The sequence below is a fragment of the Mycolicibacterium mageritense genome, assembly GCF_010727475.1.
GTDB lineage: Bacteria > Actinomycetota > Actinomycetes > Mycobacteriales > Mycobacteriaceae > Mycobacterium > Mycobacterium mageritense.
The window spans coordinates 4,525,509-4,546,163 of record NZ_AP022567.1 but is presented as its reverse complement, the minus strand read 5'-3'; the positions used below and the strand labels follow the sequence as shown (position 1 = coordinate 4,546,163).

Here is a 20,655-nt window from a genome sequence, read left to right as displayed (position 1 = left end):
TCACTGAACCTCTTCTTCCGGGTTCTCCGCGCTCGTGACGTGCCGTAGCCGCTTCATCTCTTCCCAGCGCTCACCCGAAGGGCGATAGCCGGTCCCGGGGCCCGCGTAGTCGTTGCGGTCGTTGACCGCCGACAGCGGCTTGAGGTCGCGGGTCATGATCGCCGACGTGTGCAGCAGGTCGCCCGAAACGCGTTGCCGCAGCACGGCGAGCAGGTTCTCGGCGATGTCGGTGAACCCGGTCGACTCGAGGGCCTTCACCAGGTCGAGTCCGGTCACGTTGCGTTCCATCACCTGCTGTGCGCCCTTGAGATCCTCGAGCACATCGCGCGGGATCAGCTCGCGGCTGCCGTGCGCGTACGTGGCGGCCTCGATCTCGGCGTCGGAGATCGCGGGCAGATCAAGGTATTTGAACACGGCCTGCAGTGCCTTACCGGCACGGTGTCGGGCCGCGAGGATCTCGGCCTCGTTGACATGGCGCAATCCGCCGTCGATCTGCAGATCGCGCTGGATGGTGTTGAAGTCGTCGAAATCCTCAGCGTCGACGTTGGATCCGGCGAACATGTTGTCGTAGTTGGGTGTCGCCGAGTAGCCCGACGTGATGAAGTCGGTTCCGGGCATCATCTGCGGCAGCAACCGGGCGGTGCGCCGCATCGGGGAATGCGAGAACGACTGGTCGTTGCCCGACGCGCACTCCAGGTCGACGGCCGATGCGATGAGATTCTCGGCGGCCACCGCGCGGATACCGGCGGGCACCGCGCCCGGCACACCGATACACGAGATCGAACCGTTCTGCAGCCCTTGCACGCCTGCGCCTTTGGCCACCAGGATGCAGCGGATCTCCAGGTACAGCATGGACCGGCCCTCGGCGTTGCCCATCTGCACCTCGGAACCCGTGCCCGAGGTGAATCGCATCTTGATGCCGCGCGAGGCGTAGGCCGCCGCGAGGAACGCCTTCGACCACGGGGTGTCGTCACCGTCGACGAACACCGACTCGGTACCGTACACCGAGATGGTCTCGGCGTAGGCCGTGATGCCGCGCATGCCGAGTTCGAGCTCGGTGGCCTCTTCCAGCGCGCACTGCGTGAGCCTGCCGCCGCAGCCGACCTGGGCCCCGATCTGCAGCGCCATCGCGACCAGCGGCGCGTAGCGCACGACACCCAAAGTCGTTTCCACTTCCGAGAACCCGCGCAACGACGCCTCGGCGGCCTCGCACGCCACCTGCAGCGGATTGTCTCGGGCGCTCGTGCAGTGCGCCTGATTCGCCGGGGTCCGGCGCGCGCGCATCTTCTGCATGCCCATCATGATCTCGACGATGTTCATCGTCTTGACGACTTCCAGCAGCTTGGCCGGGGTCAGGCCGCCGGTCACGGCGATCACCTGGTCGCGGGTCACGTGCGGGTCCACGAGCATCTGCGCGATCTCCACCGCGGGGATCGCCATGGCCTGCTCGGTGGTGGCCACGTCGATCGCGTGATCGGCGATGAACTGGTCGATGAAATCGAAATCGGCGCGAGCCCGGCCGTCCATCTCGACGATAACCCCGTCGGCCACGCGCACACTCGGGGCCGGGTCGAATGCGCTGTCGAGCGCAACCATCCCGACCTCGGGCCACTCCTCGACGAACCCGTCGAGATTGACCGGACGGTCCTCGAGAACCTTGGTGCGCTCCGACTGCTTGCGCTGGACTGTCGGTTTCCCTGACGCTGCTGACGTCACCGAATGTCTCCTATTCGCCGGTAGATTCGCTGGTGGCCAAGATGTCGCGGCGCTCGTAGACGTCGGCGGCCTCACGGACGAGCGCGGCCAGCATCGTCGCACCGTACTGGGTGTCGAGTTCGTCGGCGATCGCGTCCAGCTCGGGCTTCGTGGAGGCGTTGGGCCGCAACGCGTTGTAGATCTGCAAGACGCGCTCGTCACTGATGGCGGTCATCTCGGCGGCGCGGCGAAGATTCGCGCCGAGCTGCCTGCGGCCGACCTTCTCGGCGATCTGGGCCTGCAGGCGCAAGGTCTGCGGCGTGATCCGCAGATCCGAGGCCTGCACCGCACCCGACATGACCGCGTCCATCGTGATGTCGTCGATCGACTTGCCGTTGGGGGTGGAAAGCAAATCCTTGCGATTGAGGCTCAGCGGGTAATCCACCGCCGGATCCAGGACCGGTTCTGTCATACACGACTCCCAACTGATGTGCTGCGGGCGCGAAGCACCCTCGATTGTGCGCTGCGTCACGTTGCATCACCGTTGCGTCGCAGGTCAGCCGTACTTGCGTAATGCGACTAGCGTGTGTCGACGATGGACGACACCGCTGCGTTGCTCGACGCGGTCGCCGGGCTCGGCGATTACTTCGCGCTGCCCGCCGCCGAGGACGGCCCCTGGCTGCCGATCACCACCCTGCTCACCGACGCCGCGACGCTTTCCGAATACGCATCCCGCACCCGTCGCGCGACCGCATCGGCATTCGGCCTCGACGAGGCGCTCGTGCCGGTCAAGGCCGCGGCCTCCTCGGTGCACCTGTCGATCGCCGCGCGGGTTCTCTCGCCGGTCGTCGGCGCCGCGGTGACGCTCTCGAAGATCCCCGTGCTCGACGCCGAAACCCTGCGTTGGCAACAAGACTCGTCGCACCGGCCGCGGCTTGCGGTGACCCGGCCGCGCGTGCTGCCGGTGTCGGATGCGGCCGACGCCGCGGCGGCCATCACCGGCTCGGTGATCAACGAAGTGATCGTGCCGCTCAACGACACCCTGCGCTCAGGTGCGGCGCTTTCACCGCAGGTGTTGTGGGGCAACGTGATATCGGCGGCCAACGGCGCCGTGACGGTGATGTCGCAGACCCGGCCCGAGTGTGAGCAGCCGGGCCGCGCCCTGATTGCCGCACTCATGGCGACCGACCAGCTCGCCGGTGCCGCCGCCCACATCGATGGCACGTTCCGGCGCCGGAACTGTTGCCTGTTCTACCTGGTGCCCGGCGCCGGGTACTGCGGCGATTGCGTTCTGGTGGACTAGGCGATTTCGACGTCGACACCAACATGGCCGCCGAAGGGACGCACGACCGCCCTGTGCCGGAGGCGGATTCAGTCGATTGGCAGTATGCGCACCCGACGAACTCGCCGCGCGGCTGCGGTGTCGGCGGTTGGTGGGATGCGACGGGACCGGCAAGCGCCGGGCTTGCGTGGCTGGTCAAGGGCCGCGGACTCTTTTGCCGCCGGGGGCCTGGTCTGTGCTGGATTGCCATGGGTAGGGGTCGATCAGTATCCAGCCGGATGGAAGTCCGGGGTCGAAGGGCCCCTTGTCGAACGACTGCGCGTCCCAGAGGTGGTCGACGTTGGGTGCGATGAGTGTGGGTTGGTCGAAGTCGTTGCCCCAGTCCAGATCCCAGTCCAGATCCCACTGGAGGTCTGGCGTCCGCTCTGGCTCCGATTCGTCCTCGGGGTTCTGCTGTGCTTCCGGCTCCACGCCCTGCGCCCGTTCCCGCTCCGATTCGTCCTCGGGTGGGTTGAGCAGCAGTTCGGGCCGGTGGTAGTAGTTGATGCGGGCCTGGCCGTGGTCGAGCTCTGGTGGCGGGTGCCATTCGACCTCGCCGCGGTCGTTGAAGGTGGTGGTGTATCCGCCGTCGTCGACCAGACGATTGTCCGGCGGGCAGGCCAAAGTCATCTCGTTGACATTGGTGTTGCCGCCGGCGGCCCAGTCGGCCTCGCCGTGATGGGCCTGACAACCGTAAGCCCCCACAGTGCAACACGGTTTCGTACAGCCGCCGTCACGGGCGATCAACATGATCCGCTGCGCCCGGCTGGCGGTACGCCGGGCCCGGTAATAGTCCAGCGCCGCTCCAGTGGCCCGATCGAAGATCGCCAGGTGATGGTTGGCGTGGGCGGCCATCCGGATGACGTCTTTGATGGGCAGCTTGGTTCCGCCGCCGGTCGTGCCGATCCCGGCGCGCGATTCCAAATCCTGCAGGGTGGTGCGGATGATGATCGACACCGGCAATCCGTTGAGCTGACCCAAATCGGTCATCAACGCGATCCGCCCGATGGCGATCAGCGCGTCATGTTGGCGCTGGGCCAGGGAGCGGTGATCATTGTCGATCTGGGCCTGAGTCGGCGTCCCCGACGTGCAGGGTTCCTCATCGGCCGGGTTGCACATGCCCGGCGCGGCGAACCTGGCAAACAACACCTCCCACACCGCCGCGGCCTCCGGGCTCAGGTTCGCCGTCAACCCCGTCATCCCAGCCCGATCCTGCTTGGCCATCGACACCCCGCGGGTACGGGCGCGTTCGGTGTCGTCGGGCTCGGGGCCGTCCTGATCGAGCAGAAACAACCGCAGCTCGGCGGTGTCCTTGAGCTCCTTGGGATCCACCTTGACCGCGACCCCCACCAGATCGGCTTCGAACTGGTCCCGCGTGGTGGGATCGACCCACCCGGGGAGAGCATCGACCGCGTCGCGCAGCACTTTGACGTGATCGGCATTGATCAGCCCGGCGGCTTGCGCGGCCGCAACCACTGGCAGGACCGGCGGCAGCGGCTCGCCGGTCAGCGCGCGGCGCGGCCCCAGCTCGGCGGCCTCGCGCAAGCGGCGGCCCGCCTCCGCGGTCGACAGCCGCCACCGGATCCGCAACACCGCATTCCACGACTTGGCACCCATCTCCTTGGGTGTGGTGCCGGCCTGTAGCTGGGCCAGCAGCCGATGCAACGGTGCCGGCAGCTGACACATCAGCTCCTCGTACTCGTCGAGCAGCGCCACCACCTCGGCCCTGGACAAGGACGCGACATCGCACGCGGCGAACGCGTCGAAGGCGGCCCGCAACCCCGCCACCGCCGCCAGCGCATCCGTCTGCATGCTTCGAACATACATTCGACCACCGACAAAACGGCGCGCCCCGACCTGCGTCGCGACCACGATGGAGGAACAAGATTGGGACTAGAGCACGGCGACGCCGGCCTCGGCGACCGCGACATCCTGCTCGACGCTGCCCGCGCTGACCCCGATCGCGCCGATCACCACACCGTCGGACTCCAGCAGAAGGCCGCCACCGAACACCACGAGACCTCCCGCCGTCTGCTCAAGCCCATACAGTTCACCGCCCGGCTGGCACACCGTGGTCAGCGCGCTGGTCGGCAGATTCATCATGACCGACGTGCGGGCCTTCCGGATCGAGATGTCGATGCTGGCCTTGATGGCGCCGTCCATGCGAACGAACGTCACCAGGTGGCCGCCATCGTCGACGACCGCGATGTTCATCGGGTGGCCGATCTCGTGGGCCTTGGCGATCGCAGCGTCGACCACCTTCTGCGCCGTGGACAGCGACAGAGCTCCCATCAGTTCTCCTCTCGTCGGCTATGACCGTCGGTTATGACGAACGTGGGCTTGTGTGCGGGTGGGGGGTTCGGCACACAAGCCCACGTTCGGGCTGGAGACCGGCTCAGAAGAAGCCTTGGGCCTTGTTGCTGTAGCTGACCAACAGGTTCTTGGTCTGCTGGTAGTGGTCGAGCATCATCTTGTGATTCTCGCGGCCGATGCCGGACTGCTTGTAACCACCGAACGCCGCGTGCGCCGGGTACTGGTGATAGCAGTTGGTCCACACCCGGCCGGCCTTGATGTCGCGACCGGCGCGGTAGGCGGTGTTGCCGTCGCGGCTCCACACCCCCGCACCCAGGCCGTAGAGCGTGTCGTTGGCGATCGAGATCGCATCGTCGTAATCGGTGAACGACGTCACCGCCACCACCGGGCCGAAGATCTCCTCCTGGAAGATCCGCATCTTGTTGTTGCCGGTGAAGATCGTCGGAGCGACGTAGTAGCCGCCGTTGAGATCGCCACCGAGCTGAGCGCGCTCACCGCCCGTGATGAGCTTGGCCCCTTCGGATTTCCCGATCTCGATGTAGGACAGGATCTTCTCCAGCTGGTCGTTGGAGGCCTGCGACCCGATCATGGTCTCGGTGTCCAGCGGATCACCCTGACGCACGGCCTTGGTACGGATCGCCGCCAACTCCAGGAACTCGTCGTAGATGTCGGCCTGGATCAGGCTGCGCGACGGGCACGTGCACACCTCGCCCTGATTCAGCGCGAACATCGTGAAGCCCTCGAGCGCCTTGTCCTGGTAATCGTCAGCTGTGGCAAGGACATTGGAGAAGAAGATGTTGGGGCTCTTGCCGCCCAGTTCCAGCGTGACCGGGATCAGGTTCTGCGACGCGTACTGCATGATGAGCCGGCCCGTGGTGGTCTCACCCGTGAACGCGATCTTGGCGATCCGGTTGCTCGACGCCAGCGGCTTACCGGCCTCCACACCGAACCCGTTGACGATGTTGACCACACCGGCCGGCAGCAGGTCACCGATGAGCGAGATGAGGTAGAGCACCGAAACCGGGGTCTGCTCGGCGGGTTTGAGCACCACGGCGTTGCCGGCCGCCAGTGCCGGGGCCAGCTTCCACACCGCCATCAGGATCGGGAAGTTCCACGGGATGATCTGCCCGACGACACCGAGCGGCTCGTGGAAGTGGTAGGCGACGGTGTCCTCGTCGATCTGGGAGAGCGACCCCTCCTGCGCACGCAACACGCCCGCGAAGTAGCGGAAGTGGTCGACTGCCAACGGGATATCGGCGTTGAGCGTCTCGCGGATCGGCTTGCCGTTGTCCCAGGACTCGGCCAGCGCGATCGACTCGAGATTGGCCTCGATGCGGTCGGCGATCTTGTTGAGGATGTTGGCCCGCTCCGCCGGTGCCGTCTTGCCCCACGCGGGCGCGGCAGCGTGGGCGGCGTCGAGCGCCTTCTCGACATCGGCCTCACTCGACCGCGCCACCTCGCAGAACACCTGGCCGGTCACGGGGGTGCGGTTCTCGAAGTAGCGGCCTTCGGCCGGCGCGACCCACTCCCCACCGATGTAGTTGTCGTAGCGGGCCTCGAACGACATCAAGGCGCCCTCGGCGCCCGGACGTGCGTAAACAGTCATGGCATTCTCCTGCGGTCGGACACCCGAATGTGTCGGTCGTCACTCAAGGTAGGTAGCAGGAGGTTGCAGCACGGTTGCACGCGTCGTGCAACGCGGCGGACCTAGGCCAAGTCGGCGTCGAGCCCGGCGAGGTGACCGCGGGCATGTGCCCGCGCGACCGGGTCGGCATCGCGGTGATCGTGCAGCAGGTGCCAGCCGCGTCGGTCGTCCCGGCCGTCGGGCAGTTGCAGCCACCGGCGCAACAGGTCGAGGTTTCCGTCGGCGAGCACGGCTCCGCGCAGGCTCGCGCTCAGCTCGGTGCGCAGCCGCGCGATGGCAGGTGATACGGACTGCGGCAGCAAGGCCCCGGTGTACGCGGAGAGCGCCGCCGCCACGTCGCCTGCCCGCAGTGCGTCGTACACGTCACCCATGTCGCTGGCGATCGGCGCGAGCAGGCGATACGGCCGCGACGCGATGTGCTCGCTGCCGATCACACGGCGCAACCGTGACATCTCGGCGCGGATGGTCACCACGTCGAGATCCTTGTCGTCCAGCAGCATCGCGAGGTGATCGGCGCTCAAACCTTCGGGATGGCGGATCAGCAGGACCAGGATGTCGGCGTGCCTGCCGGTCAGGGTGGCGGTGCGTGGTCGGCCGTCGGAGTCGGCGGCCTCCCACCGAGGCCGTTCGGCACCGAGCACCGACAGCCGGGCGCCTTCGGGAACCGGGTCCGGTGCCGGCTTGGTCAACTGCAGCAACGCCAGGTGGTTCTCCACCGCGACCGCGGTCGCGCGCACGAGCGCCAGGGTCTGCGGCGTCGTCACGGCGTGACCGCCGGTGAGATCGATGGCGCCGAGCAGGACTCCGCTGGCCGGGTCGTGCACGGGCACGGCCGTGCAACTCCACGAATGCACGATGCGGGAGAAGTGCTCCGAGCCCAGGATCTGCAGTTCGCGGTCCAACGCCAACGCGGTACCCGGAGCATTGGTGCCCGCCGAGCGCTCGCTCCAGTCCGAACCGGGCACGAAGTTCATGGCCTCGGCCCTCCGGCACGCGGTCCGGTCGCCCTCGACCCACAGCAAGGTGCCGTCGGCGGCGGTGATGGCGACCACCACGCCCGAGTCGGCCGCGTCCTCGACCAGCAGCCTGCGGATCAGCGGCAGCGTGGGGGCCAGCGGATGCGAGGCCCGCAACTCGGTCAGGCTTGCCGCGGCAAGCCGGCCGCCACGGTCGGGGTCGACGCCCGTGGCCAGGCTGCGCTGCCAACTTTCCACAACGATGCGGCGCAGCGGTGTGGAGTCGAGGTATGCGGCGTCCACCTGGCCCTCCACGAAGAGGTCGTGCACGGCACGCACCTTCGCAGGCGGCACTCGGGACAAAACCCGGCCACCCACGTCCTCCGATGTGGTCACGGTGATCACGCTCCTGAACGCGGCGCCGACATTTTGGCCACCGCGCGTGCCCGCCAGGATAGTTGACCTGGGTGTGACGGCGGTAACGCATGGCCGCTCGGAGGCCGGGAAACGGACCGCCTACCGGTATAGTCGGGTCACGGCGACTTGTCTGTTCTGCCTTTGTCGCCATCTCGATCGTCAACTCGAGCGCCGCGGGATCTCACCCGCGCCGGGCAGGACGACCGCCTACCATTTTCGGAGTTTTCTTTTGTCTGCCTCGACGTCTGTCCAGACGACTTTCGCCGACCTCGGCCTTCCCGCCGAGATCGTCACCACCCTCGCCGCGGGTGGCGTGCACACGCCGTTCCCCATTCAGGCCGCGACGCTTCCCGACTCGCTGACCGGCCGCGATGTACTCGGCCGTGGCCGCACCGGGTCCGGCAAGACCTATGCGTTCCTGCTGCCGCTGGTCGCGCGCCTGGCCAAGAGCGGCACCGCACGCACGCCCGGACGCCCGCGCGCCCTGATCCTCGCCCCGACCCGGGAACTCGTGACCCAGATCGAGGCATCGCTGATCCCGCTCGCCGAAGCCACCGGGCTGCGCTCGGTCAAGATTTTCGGCGGGGTGGGCCCCAACCCGCAGATCGCGGCGCTGCAACGCGGCGTGGACATCGTCATCGCGTGCCCCGGCCGGTTGGAAGACCATGTGAAGTCCGGCCACGCCGATCTGTCCGCGGTCGAGATCACGGTGCTCGACGAAGCCGATCACATGGCCGATCTCGGCTTCCTGCCCGGCGTGAAGCGCCTCCTCGACCGCACCCCGAAACGCGGCCAGCGGTTGCTGTTCTCGGCGACGCTGGATGCCGGTGTCGATGTGCTCGTCAAGCGGTACCTGCACGACCCGGTGGTGCACAGCGTCGACTCGGCGCAGTCGCCCGTGACCGCCATGGTGCATCACGTGCTGCACGTGGACACGGCCGCGCGCGTCAACGTCGTGGCCGATCTGGCTGCCGCCCCTGGCCGCACCATTGTTTTCGCCCGCACCAAGTACGGCGCGAAAAGCCTGACCCGCCAGCTCAATTCCCGTGGCATCTCGGCTGTCGAACTGCACGGCAACCTGTCGCAGAACGCGCGTGACCGCAACCTCACGGCATTCTCTGACGGCTCCGCGACCGTGCTCGTCGCGACCGACATCGCCGCGCGCGGAATCCATGTCGACGACGTCAACCTCGTGGTGCACGCCGACCCGCCGGTGGAGCACAAGGCCTACCTGCACCGGTCCGGCCGCACCGCGCGCGCCGGGGCCGAAGGTACCGTCGTGACGCTCATGCACGACGCGCAGGTGTCGGATGTGCGCAACCTGACCCGCAAGGCCGGCGTCAAGCCGACCATCACCCGCATCAGTGGCACCGATCATCCGGTGCTGCGGCAGATCGCGCCGGGTGACCGGGTTTTCGGTGAACCCAAGGCTCAGTCGCGGCCCGAGTCGAAGGCCCCGGCGCGGCCGGAGCGGTCGTCCGGGCCCGGACAGTCGCGTCGCGGTCGCCAGGGCAATCGGTCCGCGGCCCAACGCAATGGCGGTGGCCGCGGCCGCAGGCCCAGAAGGGCGAACGACTCCGCCGCAGGCCGCCACTAGCGACCGTCATCGGCCCACTGCGGCCATACACTGTGAGCGATGCTGCTCTCGGGCCTGTTCGACGTCGCAGTGGCGTGCGCACCCATCGTGGCGGCGGCGCCCGCGGTGGCCGCAATCGCCACGGGCCACACCGTGTTCGGCTCACGCGGCCTCATGCAGCGTCGGCTGTACCGGTCGCTGCTCATCGCCGAGAAACTGACCCCGACGGTGCCGGGCAGCCGCCAGATCATTGCCGGTGTCGAGCGCGACACCATGGCCCTGGCCTACCTCACGCAATATCCTCAGCGCGGCAAGGACATCGCGCACATCGCATTGATCGGGCTCGGTCTTCTCGCCGCGGTGGTGGCCTACTACTTGCTGCCCGGCGGATTGGTCTCGCGGCTCGTGCTGCTGGCGGTCGTGGTCTTCGCGGCGGCCTGGCTCGACCGGGCCGTGCGCAACTTCGTCCGCAATGACACTGTGACGCGGGAACTGTTCATTCATTTCGGTGCGCCCGCCGAGTTGATCCGGCCGCGCACCGACCTGATCACCAGAACCCCGCGCCGTACCGTCGCGACGATCCTCGGCCGCGCCGCCGATGTGCGCGACGCCAGCGCGGCCCCGTTGAGCACCGTTGCCGCGGTCAACATCGTGCTCGCCGCGGGCGAGGTGCCATGGCAGGCACATGTCCGCACCGCGGCTGAGCGCGTGTCCGGGATCGACTATCGGCAGCGTGCGAAAGCCGCGTCGGCACAGGCACTCACCTACTCGTCACGCGGCTACGACTGGCTGCTGAGCCGGGTAGCCGATCCGCTGTTCCTGCTGCGGCTGACGCTCCTGGAGATGCGCGAGCGCGACCGGATCAGCCAGGCGCACAAGGTCGGCGACGTCTACAAGGCCGCGTGGCTCACCACGCACTACCGCAACGAACGCCGTCGCGTCGACCGTCAGCGCTCGTGGCTGCACACCGCGCACGAACAAAATGTGCGGTCCCGCCGGCCTCTCCATTCCGAGCGGGACCGCACAGGCTTTGTCGGGTGAGCGTCACAGCCCCCACGCGTTGGCCGCGCTGCGGTCGGTCGCGGCGACATCGTCGGACCCGTCCCGCACCGCATTGCCCAGGTTGAACAGAATCTCGTTGAGTGACGCGGCGGCCTGATTCCAGCGGATCTGCTCCACCTGATAGGCCTGTGCGGCTTCCCGGGTCCAGACCTGCTGCAGCGGAGCGATCTGGGACCGCAACTCCTCGAACGCCGCATTCAGCCGGCTCGACGTCGTGTGGATCTCCTGGCGAACCGAGTATTCGATCTCGTCGAAGTTGTATGACAGCACTTCGCTCATGGTTGCTCCTTGTCTCTCACAGGTTCTGGCCGACGGCGCCGAGGCGCTCCGAATGGCCGTCGGCGGCCTGACGCAGGGTGCGTTCGTTGGACCGGATGGTCTGGGCGATGCGCGCCAGCGCGGTGTGCAGCGCGACCGACTCGCTGTTCCACCGGTCGACGACGTCCCGGAAGCGCGTTGCCGCCGCGCCGCCCCACACCGAGGGCGGCACACTGCTCATCCTCGCGATGAATGCTTGCAGCATGGCCCGGATGTCGTCGTTGAGAACGTCGATCTTCCCGGCCACCGAGGTCATCACCTCGAAGTCGGTACCCAGTGATGTCACCATCGGATCCTTCCGGCGTTGTCTTGCGGGATATAAGGTTTCGACGCAGCAGAAGGCTCTTCGGTTCCATCTTTTTCAAAACAGGGCATGTGCCGAGCGGACGGCCGCTTCACACGCGGCCTGCACCGTGTCGGGCCGCTGCGGAGCGCTCTGGCATCCGATGGCGATGCGAACCGCGTTGTCGGTCAGCACGATCCACCGAACCTGGCGTTGCGCGCGCAGTTCGCGGTAGCTGACGACATCGCGGCCGGCCACCCGGTCATGGGGGTTGAAGTCGACGAACACCCCGGCGGGCTGCTCGTCGAGTGCTCGTCGCAGACTGTCTTCCAGCCGACCGGGCGGCACGCCGGATTGGGTCAGGTGCAGTGCGACAACAGGTTCCGCCGGCGACGATGCCTGCACGCGGGCCGATCCGGCACCGCCCGTGAGCCGCTCGACGGTCCAGCCCGCCGGAACCTGCATTCCGACGCGTCCCTCCACCAGGGTGACCGTCGATTCTCCAGACGTGCTCGGCGTGCGCATGGCCGCCGCTCCTGCGGCGAACACCGCGGCGAGCGCGAGGCCGGTACAGACCGCGACCCTGCCACGGACAGCACCGGATCTGGCGTCGGGCTCGGACGGCTCCGGCTCATCAGGCGGCGGAAGTGACAACGTCGCGACCACGACGACGGGAATCCCGTTGCGGCGCAGGCGCTCTGCGACGAGACGCCCCAGCTCACCGGACTGCGTGACGTCGGCAGGCGCGTCGACGATCACCTCGTGCGCCGTTGCCACCGCGGCCGTGACGGCGGTCACCACGGTCTCGGTATCCGAGCGCATCATCCTCACCGGCATCGCATCGGGTCGCGAGATGACCACGAGTTCATCAGCGATCTCGACCACTGCCCACGCCGCGTCGTCCCGACCCGCGGCCACCACCTCGGCCCGGCTCATCACGACAGCCTCACCGAACGCCGCGGCGGCGGCTGCACGCACCCGCTCGACCTGGTCACGAGTCCACCACGTCGGGCACACGAGCACCACCCCGGCGCCGTCGTCGACCGCGGCGGCCCGCAGCACCTCTGCCCACAGCTCCTCAACCGAGACCGGCTCATCGTCGATCAATGCGATCGCATCGTCGATGCACTCGACGGCGGTGGCAGCCAAATCCCATGGGACCGGCCCGGGCCCACGCACCGTCACGGGCCCGGCCTCGATCATCACGGGTCCGGCCCGACGGCGACCTGGATCAGCTGCTCGGCCGACGCACGCGTGATCAGGGTTCCGCGCCCCGGCGGTAGCGGCCTGGGCCGCACCGAGCCGAGCAATACGCCTTCCTCCGGACCGGCGCTCATCATCAACCCCATGCAGCCAAGGTCTTTCATGTGGGCCAGCACCGGGTCGAACATCGCACGGGCGGCGCCACCCGAGCGGCGCGCCACCACGAGGTGCAGACCGATGTCGCGGGCGTGCGGCAGGAATTCGACAAGTGACGTCAGCGGATTGCTCCCGGTTCCGGCGACCAGGTCGTAGTCGTCGACGACCACGTAGAGCTCAGGCCCCGACCACCATGACCGGTCCCGGAGCTCACGCTGGGTTACCGCGGGACCGGGAATCTGGTCCCGCAGGCGGTCGGTCACCGCGGGCAACAGGCCCTCGAGCATGCCTGTCGATATCGCATAGCCGGCAAGGTGATCGGATTCCACCGCGCCGAGCAACGACCTGCGGAAGTCGACGATCAGCACCTGTACGTCGGCCGCCGCGGTGGTCGCCACCAACTCGCGGCACAAGGTGCGCAGCACGGTGGACTTTCCACAGCCGGCCTCGCCGAGGATCACGAGGTCGGACTGTTCGCCGAAATCGACCACCACCGGCGCGAGTTCGCGTTCGCCGAGGCCGAGCACCACCTGGGTGGCCGGCCGGGCCTGCCCGACGTCGCCGATCGCGTTGCGCGTGACCAGCGCCGGCAGCAGCCGGATCTCCGGTGCGGCCGCGCCGGGGTACTGGGTGCGCAGCGTGTCAGCTGCCGCCCGCAGTGCGTCAGCACCGCCGGTGGTCGAGGTTGCGCCGTCGAGTCGGGGCAGCGCGATCAGATACTCCCGGCCGTCACTCGTGAGCCCCCGGCCGGGCGCGCACAGGCCCAATTGCCGGGCCCGCTTGCGGTCCATCTCGGATTCGGCCGGATCGCCGAGCCGCAGTTCGATGCGGGTTCCGAGCTGGTCCTTGACCGCGGGACGGAATTCCGCCCACCTCGACGCGGTCAGCACAACGTGGACACCGTACGAAAGTCCTTGTGCGGCAAGCGCTGTGATTGCCACCTCCAACGTGTCGTGGTGCTGGCGCAGCACCGCCCACCCGTCGACGATCAGGAACACGTCGCCGTATCCGTCGCGGTCGCTGGAATGGCGGTATTCGCTCATCGAATCGATGCCCAGCTCATGGAACCGCTGTTCGCGGGAGCGCACCAACCCCTCGAGCTCCGCTACCGTGCGCCGGACCAGGTCACCATCATGGCGGCCGGCGACCGAACCGACGTGCGGCAGCGCCTGCAGGGCAGTGAGGGCTCCGCCGCCGAAATCCAGGCAGTACAACGTCACATCACCGGGGCGGTGGGATGCTGCCAGGGCCAGCGCCAGGGTTCTTGCCGTGGTGGACTTCCCCGACTGGGGTCCGCCGACGATCGCCACGTTGCCCTCGGCGCCGGCCAGCGTGACGACGAGCCGGTCGCGGCGCTGTTGAAACGGGCAGTCGACCAGTCCGATGGCGACGCTCAACGGCGCGTTGCCGGCCAGCAGCACGTCGCTGAGCGGGACCGAGGCCGGCAACGGCGGCAACCAGACCTGATGAGCGGGTGGCCCGTGCCCGGCCAGCCGGCCCAGCACTGCAGTCAGCAGAGTCGTGGTGTCGCGCTGGGCCACCGCCTTGTTCGGCGGCGACCAGCGGGCACTGAACGGGCCCGGTGTCGGAGTGGGCTCGACAGGCTCCGGGATCGACAGCGGCCCGGAGACGAACGCAGTGCGGAACCGGGTCACCGCGCCCGCCGGTGTCTTGAGGTAGGCCATCCCAGGAGTGTTCGGCAGCTCGTAGGCGTCGGGGATCCCCAGCACCGCGCGGGACTCACTGGGCGAGAACGTCTTCAGGCAGATCCGGTAGGACAGGTGGGTCTCCAGTCCGCGCAGCCGTCCTTCGTCGAGGCGCTGACTGGCCAGCAGCAGGTGGACGCCGAGCGAGCGACCCAATCGACCGATCGCCACGAACAGCTCCGCGAAGTCGGGATGCTGGTGCAGGAGTTCGGAGAACTCGTCGACGATGATCAGCAGGGCAGGCAGCGCCGGCAGATCCGCGCGCAGTCTGCGGTATTCGGTGATGTTGGTGAGGCCGCCCGCGGCGCGCAGCAGTTCCTGCCGACGCGTGATCTCTCCGGACAGCGCGTCGGCCATCCTGGCCACGAGCGCGGCCTCGTCCGCCAGATTGGTGATCAACGCGCTGACATGCGGAGCCGTTTCCAAACCGAGAAATGTTGCGCCGCCCTTGAAGTCGACCAGGACCAGGTTGAGGGCATCGGGTGAATGGGTCGTGACGAGACCCAACGCCAGCGTACGCAGGAACTCCGATTTTCCCGATCCGGTGGCGCCGATGCAGAGCCCGTGCGGACCCATGCCGTCCTGCGCGGCCTCTTTGAGATCGAGGTGAACGGGTGTGCCCGTCTCGGTTCTGCCGATAGGCACCCGCAGCAAGCAGCGCGGATCGGATGTCCGCCAACAGTTCGGCGGGTCGATCCTGGTGACGTCACGCGCACCGACGAGATCCAGCCATTCCGGATGCACCGCACGCCGAGAACGGGCCGATGCGTAGCGGGCCAGCCGGCGTGCGCACACCAGGGCCTCGCTCTCGCTCAGCCGATCAGGCCGGGCGGTGACCCGCCCGTGGCGGACGCCGTCATCGCCGATGTGCAGGAGCGCTGCCGTGTCGCGTCGCGCACCGACCGTGAGCACCGTGACGCCCGGCGCCTCCGCAGGAGGGTCGGCCGAGTCGACGATGACGATGACGTGGGCGCCCGGTGCGTCGACATGCATCTCGGCTGCGCTCCGATAGGTCATCCGCGCCGGTCCCGCGGTGTCGTGCCGCCGCGGATGACCATGGTGCGGAAGCCATTTCAACCACTCCCAGTGGTCAGCCGCGGCCGCACCGATCACGGCCGCGATCAGGAGGTCGCGCGGATGATGCCAGGTTGCCAGTTGACACACCACGGCACGGAGCAGGGCCCGAGCCGCCGAGGCGTCGCCGTCGATCGCGAGACCGGACACCTCACGCAGTGCAACGGTCACGGGCACGTCGCTCACCGTCGCGCGATCGGCGAGCAGCCGGCGAAGCGCGCCGGTGGTCACCGGATCGGGTTCACCGCCTGCCGCGGCTTCTGCCGTCACGAGCCGGGTGCTCGACGGCCGCTCCCCCACCCCGATGCGAACTTCGCAGAAGGCAGGATGTTCCGGGGCGCGCTCCCCCATTCGAGCGCTGCCGGCATGCCTCCACAACTGGTGCGGGGCGGGGTGGGTCTCGTGCAGGTCACGCCACTGCGCCTGCGCGGCAGCCGCCAGCACGGCATCCAGTCCGTCGAGATAGCACAGGTATTCGCGACGGTCACGGCTCAGCTCGGCACCGCGACCGTTCCCACGCAGGCTGTAGACCATCGTGCCGATCACCGACAAGACCATCATGATCGGGAAGAACATGAACGCCGGCCCGCGGGATGCGGCGGCGCCCGACGAGAAATAGACGGCCATCATGCCCACCATCGCGACGGCCAGCATCACGGGCATCAGCCGGGTGAACACATTCGCCGGGGCGGCCCGCGGCACCGTCGGGGGTGCATCGATCATCAACTCGCCGGGCTGCCCCGGGTCGGCGAGTGCGGTTGTCCGCGCGGTTGTCTCCATTGCACGATTGGACGCACCCTGGCGTCGATCCGTTCCATCGAACTGCCGGAAATTTTGCCGCGCGGAACCGGTGCGAGTGTCGGTTACGGTGATCTGCACTGGCGTCGACCGGGGGGATGATGTGATGCCGGATGCGCTGCGCCGCGTGTCGATTCACTGCGGATGGGTCGCCGACGACGATTCGGTCACGGTGGATCTGTCTCTGCCCACCGCGATCACGGTCGGCGAGCTGATCCCGTCGATCATCGATGCGTGCGGCGCGGACGACGCCACACCCATGCCCTGGCGGCTCTGCACCATCGGCGGCCCAGCGCTCAACGAATCGAAGACGCTGGCTCAGAACGATGTTCATGACGGCGACCTGCTGCTACTGGCACCCGAGGCACCTGCGGAGCCCACCACCCGCACCGATTCGGTCACCGCAGCACTCGCGGCGAGCGTGCCCGCTGTTACCGCGGTTCCCGGGCTGGGGTTCGCCGGCTGCGTCTTCTCGTGCGCACTGGGTATTCTCGCACTGGCATGGACGGGGCTCGCCGCGCAGGGCCTCGCCCGCTTCGGCGTGGCGGCCGTGCTGGCGGCAGCCGTCGTCACGACCGCGGTTGGCGCACAACGGGTCAGGGCCGCGCCGCCGCTCGTGGCGACGCTCAACATTGTCACCGTGGCTCAGGTTGCGGCGACGGGATTTCTCGCCGTCCCCGCCGGGCCCGGCGCGGCGAACGTATTCCTTGCGGCGGTGGCGGCAGGGTCGGTCGGGATCGTGCTACTCCGGATGTCGGACTGCGGACCGACGTCTCTCCTCGCCGTCACGGCTTTCGCGGCCGTGGTGGCGGCATCCGCGGGACTCGGCGTGGTGTGGCCGGCACTCACGCTGAGCGCTCTCGGCGCGGCGCTGGCCGCGACCGGGGTCGGTGCGTTGGCGCTGACGCCGCGACTGTCGATCATCGTGGCAGATCTGACGCCTGCGGTCCCTGGCGAGCCCGATGACGACGATGCGGATGACCTCACGATGCGGGCCTCTCGCGGGCATCGGACGTTGGCGGGTTTGGTCACCGGATGCGCCGCGGCAGCCTCGGTGGGTGCCCTGCTCGTCGTCGCGGGGTGTCGTCATGTCGTGACTGCACCCGCCGTCGCTTTCACCGCGGCGGTCGGCGTGGCCCTGGTTCTGCGGTCGAGGTCGTATGCCTCAAGCTCATGCCGCACGGCCCTGTCGATCACCGGATGTCTCGGTCTGGCGGCGACTTTCGCACTCCTGGTGATGTGGCTGCCGCAGCATGGCGACTGGCTGGGCCTGCTCGCCGTCGCGGTCGGGTTGGCCCTGCTGTGGCCCACCAGTGCCGCTCACCCCGCGGCGATGAGGATGGCCGACTGCCTGGAGTACATTGCGCTGGCTGCGATCGTGCCGCTGGCCTGTTGGCTCGCAGGCATTTTCGATGCGCTGGGCCAGCTGTGAGCAGGACACCCCGGGTGATCGCGGCCGCGGTCCTGGCGGCACCGATGATGATGACACCGGTGGCGGCCGCTGTGGTTCCGCCCGTTGTCGACAACGCGCGGTTGCCTCCGGCCGCACCACCGAAACCGGTTCAGCCCACCGAGCTACGTCAGCCGTGCTTCAGCGCTTCGGCTCACGCCACCGGCGCGGTGACGCACCCGCTCGGCCTCGACGCGGTGTGGCAGTTGACCCGGGGCGCGGGCCAGACCATCGCGGTGATCGACACCGGGGTCGCACGGCACCGGTTACTGCCGCACCTGGTCGGTGGCGGCGACTACGTGTCCGGTGGCGACGGCACGGCCGACTGCGACGGTCACGGCACGATCGTCGCCGGGATCGCGGGCGGCGCACCCACCGACGACGGTTTCAGCGGCGTCGCCCCTGACGCGACGATTCTGGCAATTCGTCAGTCCAGCAACAAATTCGCCGTCGAAGGCGAGACCGCGGGCGTCGGTGACGTCACAACGCTGGCGCAGGCTGTCCGGACGGCGGCCGATCTAGGCGCGGGAGTCATCAACATTTCGTCGGTGGCCTGCGTCGCGGCGGAGCGGGCGCCCGACGACGGTACGCTCGGCGCGGCGCTGGCCTATGCGGTCGACGTCAAGAACGTCGTGGTCGTCGCCGCGGCCGGCAATGTCGGCGGCCCGGGCCATTGCCCGGCGCAGAACGGTGCCGCCGGCCCGCCCGATTGGGAGCACGTGCGGACGATCGCCAGCCCGGCCTGGTATGACGACCTGGTGCTGTGTGTGGGCTCGGTGGGCCCCGACGGCGTCGCGTCGCAGTTCACGCTGGCCGGCCCGTGGGTGGATGTCGCCGCGCCCGGCGAACAGGTCGTTTCCCTGCATCCGGACGGAGAGCAGCTGATCGACAGGCTTGGTGAGGCCGACCCGATCTCGGGCACGAGCTACGCGGCACCGATGGTCGCCGGGATCGCGGCGTTGGTGCGGGCGCGGTTTCCACAGCTGACCGCGCGTGAGGTGATGCGCCGGATCGAGACCACCGCACATCGGCCGCCAGGCGGCTGGGATCCGTTGGTCGGAAACGGAATCGTCGACGCGCTGGCCGCCACGAGTGACGGCGGTCAGCCGGTCACCGCTGCGGCCCGTCCGGTCTCGACCGTGACCGCGCCGACTGCCGGGCAGGCAGACGACGGGTCGCGCCGGGTCGCGTTCGGCGGGGCGGCAATCTGCGTGGTTTTGGGCGTTGCGCTGGCCGTGTCGGTGGGCCGGTTACGGCGCGGCGCTTCCGGCGGTCAACCCGTCACGGACGACTGACGCGCCGTCGCGGCTCAGTTCCGGGCCGGCCGGCAGCAGCCTGAGCATGGGCCACGGGCCAGGCACCGCGGGCAGTGGTAGTCCGAGGCGCTTCGCGGCATCGTCGTCGTGCACTCCGTAGAGCACACCGAGATCGTCGACCAGATAGAGCGATCCGGCCACCGTGTCACCGGCCAGGCCGGTCGCCCGCACCAGCGCGCTGCGCCCAGCGGGGATGCTGACGTGGTCGAGGTTCGGACCTGCGCCGTCGTGCTGCGCGAGCTCGACCGTCACCGCCGCGCCGGATAACGAATCAGCCGTGTACAACGTGGTTTTCGTGGTCGATCCGCGCGGATCCCAGCCCGCGCACCGCACCGCGGCACCACCCGCCTGCACCCGCTCGGGTAGCGTGCCCACAGGCAGTTCGTGCACGAACGGAACTTTCGCCACGGTGGCCGCGGCGATCTCGGGTGGCTGACCGGCCGGTTGCGGAACCGTGAACCGGATGAGATCGGCGGCCACCTGGCCGACGCGTTGCAGCCCGGTTGTCAGCACCACGTAGAACTCGACGCCGTCGGCCCGGACCACGCGTATCACGGTGCCCACCCCGAGCCCGTCCAGCACAGGCGGCCCGGGTGTGCCCGCCGCGGCGATGCTCGGCGCCCTGACGGCGGCCACCTCGGGCACACTGTCCAGCAAGGCGCGCGAAACAGACAGCGGTGCAACATCTTCCATTCTCAAGGCCCTGACCGCGGCGATGTCACGAAGATCGACGCGGGCCCGCACGCCGTCGAACAGCAGGTAGGTGTTGGCGGCTCCTTCGTCGCGTGCCACCACGAGCAGCGACTGACCGCGGCGCAACTGCCGAAAGCCGGGGTGCGGGCGGCCCGCGACGAGCACCGTGCCCACGGGATCGGCGACATCGCACACCGCCCAACCGGATTCGTCGAGCGCCAGAGGAGGACCGATACGCGCCGGCGCCCCGGGAATACCTACGAGCGGCCCCCGGCGTGCCGTCGCGAGTGCGCCGTCGCCGACCGGTTGCGGGTCGGCGGCTGCACCGGTGACGAGCCGGGCCGACGCCAGGTTGAGCACCGGGTGCACTACGCCGTCGATCTGCACGTACAGCGCGCCGGATTTCGGGGAGATCAAGATCGGCGCGCTGCCCAGCGCGGTACCCGGACGGACGAACGCGAGTACGAGGAACGCGACGACCGCGACGACCGCGAGCGCACATCCACTTGCGAACGAGATCGACTGCGCGCGAAGCGGATCGTCGACCATCGTGGCGTCGCCGCGGACCAGCGCATGCGCGGTGCGCCGAAGCAGAAAGCGATGACCGCTGAGCTGCAACCGAGTCGCCGGTTCCCGTGCCATATGTCCCCCGGCAACCACCTTAACCCGGTTC

At 68.5% G+C, this 20,655-nt stretch carries 16 protein-coding genes; 5 read left to right on the top strand and 11 right to left on the bottom strand.

What is annotated here, in order from left to right:
- Together G6N67_RS21830 and G6N67_RS21825 are read right to left on the bottom strand one after the other, a co-directional pair.
- Positions 1-1,716 (bottom strand): propanediol/glycerol family dehydratase large subunit, encoded by a 1,716-nt coding sequence (locus G6N67_RS21830; RefSeq protein WP_036428957.1) that lies wholly within the window; start codon positions 1,714-1,716, stop codon positions 1-3.
- A 10-nt stretch (positions 1,717-1,726) separates the two neighbouring features.
- Entirely contained in the window at positions 1,727-2,167 is a 441-nt protein-coding gene (locus G6N67_RS21825; protein WP_036434365.1) for a diol dehydratase small subunit, read from the bottom strand.
- Positions 2,168-2,290: 123 nt separating this feature from the next.
- Between G6N67_RS21825 and G6N67_RS21820 the strand changes: the two genes are divergently transcribed.
- Entirely contained in the window at positions 2,291-2,998 is a 708-nt protein-coding gene (locus G6N67_RS21820) for a (2Fe-2S)-binding protein (protein ID WP_036428959.1), read from the top strand.
- Positions 2,999-3,172: 174 nt separating this feature from the next.
- On the opposite strand, the gene G6N67_RS21815 is transcribed toward G6N67_RS21820, so the two are convergent.
- From G6N67_RS21815 to G6N67_RS21800, 4 genes are all read right to left on the bottom strand, one after another.
- A complete protein-coding gene (locus tag G6N67_RS21815; protein ID WP_081812398.1) occupies positions 3,173-4,843 on the bottom strand; it encodes an HNH endonuclease signature motif containing protein in 1,671 nt (556 codons plus the stop codon).
- Between the two features lie 66 nt (positions 4,844-4,909).
- Positions 4,910-5,308 carry a GlcG/HbpS family heme-binding protein gene (locus G6N67_RS21810; RefSeq protein WP_036428961.1) on the bottom strand — a complete coding sequence of 133 codons (399 nt, stop codon included), beginning with the start codon at positions 5,306-5,308 and terminating at the stop codon, positions 4,910-4,912.
- A gap of 103 nt (positions 5,309-5,411) precedes the next feature.
- Positions 5,412-6,935, bottom strand: coding sequence for an aldehyde dehydrogenase (adh, locus tag G6N67_RS21805; RefSeq protein WP_163642264.1), 1,524 nt, complete (start codon positions 6,933-6,935; stop codon positions 5,412-5,414).
- Between the two features lie 101 nt (positions 6,936-7,036).
- Positions 7,037-8,326: a GAF domain-containing protein gene (locus tag G6N67_RS21800; RefSeq protein WP_230021553.1), complete on the bottom strand. Its 1,290-nt coding sequence runs from the start codon at positions 8,324-8,326 to the stop codon at positions 7,037-7,039.
- 250 nt (positions 8,327-8,576) lie between these two features.
- On the opposite strand from G6N67_RS21800, the gene G6N67_RS21795 reads away from it, so the two are divergent.
- Both G6N67_RS21795 and G6N67_RS21790 read left to right on the top strand, forming a co-directional pair.
- Positions 8,577-9,944 (top strand): DEAD/DEAH box helicase, encoded by a 1,368-nt coding sequence (locus tag G6N67_RS21795; RefSeq protein ID WP_036428963.1) that lies wholly within the window; start codon positions 8,577-8,579, stop codon positions 9,942-9,944.
- Positions 9,945-9,983: 39 nt separating this feature from the next.
- Complete coding sequence (locus tag G6N67_RS21790; protein ID WP_036428964.1) at positions 9,984-10,964, top strand: hypothetical protein; 981 nt, start codon at positions 9,984-9,986, stop codon at positions 10,962-10,964.
- 3 nt (positions 10,965-10,967) lie between these two features.
- Here the strand turns inward: G6N67_RS21790 and G6N67_RS21785 are convergent, their stop codons facing one another.
- From G6N67_RS21785 to G6N67_RS21770, 4 genes are all read right to left on the bottom strand, one after another.
- Positions 10,968-11,264 carry a WXG100 family type VII secretion target gene (locus tag G6N67_RS21785; protein WP_036428966.1) on the bottom strand — a complete coding sequence of 99 codons (297 nt, stop codon included), beginning with the start codon at positions 11,262-11,264 and terminating at the stop codon, positions 10,968-10,970.
- A 16-nt stretch (positions 11,265-11,280) separates the two neighbouring features.
- The gene (locus G6N67_RS21780; protein ID WP_036428968.1) at positions 11,281-11,592 is read right to left on the bottom strand and encodes a WXG100 family type VII secretion target; all 312 of its coding nucleotides are present in this window, start codon (positions 11,590-11,592) and stop codon (positions 11,281-11,283) included.
- Between the two features lie 72 nt (positions 11,593-11,664).
- Entirely contained in the window at positions 11,665-12,789 is a 1,125-nt protein-coding gene (locus tag G6N67_RS21775) for a type VII secretion-associated protein (RefSeq protein ID WP_036428969.1), read from the bottom strand.
- Positions 12,789-16,505 (bottom strand): type VII secretion protein EccC, encoded by a 3,717-nt coding sequence (locus G6N67_RS21770; RefSeq protein WP_036428970.1) that lies wholly within the window; start codon positions 16,503-16,505, stop codon positions 12,789-12,791. Before G6N67_RS21770 ends, G6N67_RS21775 begins: the two co-directional genes overlap by 1 nt.
- 124 nt (positions 16,506-16,629) lie before the next feature.
- On the opposite strand from G6N67_RS21770, the gene eccD reads away from it, so the two are divergent.
- Both eccD and mycP read left to right on the top strand, forming a co-directional pair.
- Positions 16,630-17,955, top strand: a complete 1,326-nt coding sequence (gene eccD, locus G6N67_RS21765; RefSeq protein ID WP_051578446.1) for a type VII secretion integral membrane protein EccD — start codon at positions 16,630-16,632, stop codon at positions 17,953-17,955.
- A 44-nt stretch (positions 17,956-17,999) separates the two neighbouring features.
- Positions 18,000-19,268: a type VII secretion-associated serine protease mycosin gene (gene mycP, locus G6N67_RS21760; RefSeq protein ID WP_110798462.1), complete on the top strand. Its 1,269-nt coding sequence runs from the start codon at positions 18,000-18,002 to the stop codon at positions 19,266-19,268.
- Here the strand turns inward: mycP and eccB are convergent.
- The gene (gene eccB / locus G6N67_RS21755; RefSeq protein WP_036428972.1) at positions 19,224-20,624 is read right to left on the bottom strand and encodes a type VII secretion protein EccB; all 1,401 of its coding nucleotides are present in this window, start codon (positions 20,622-20,624) and stop codon (positions 19,224-19,226) included. The two genes, mycP and eccB, sit on opposite strands and share 45 nt — an antisense overlap.
- Between the last annotated feature and the right edge of the window lie 31 nt (positions 20,625-20,655).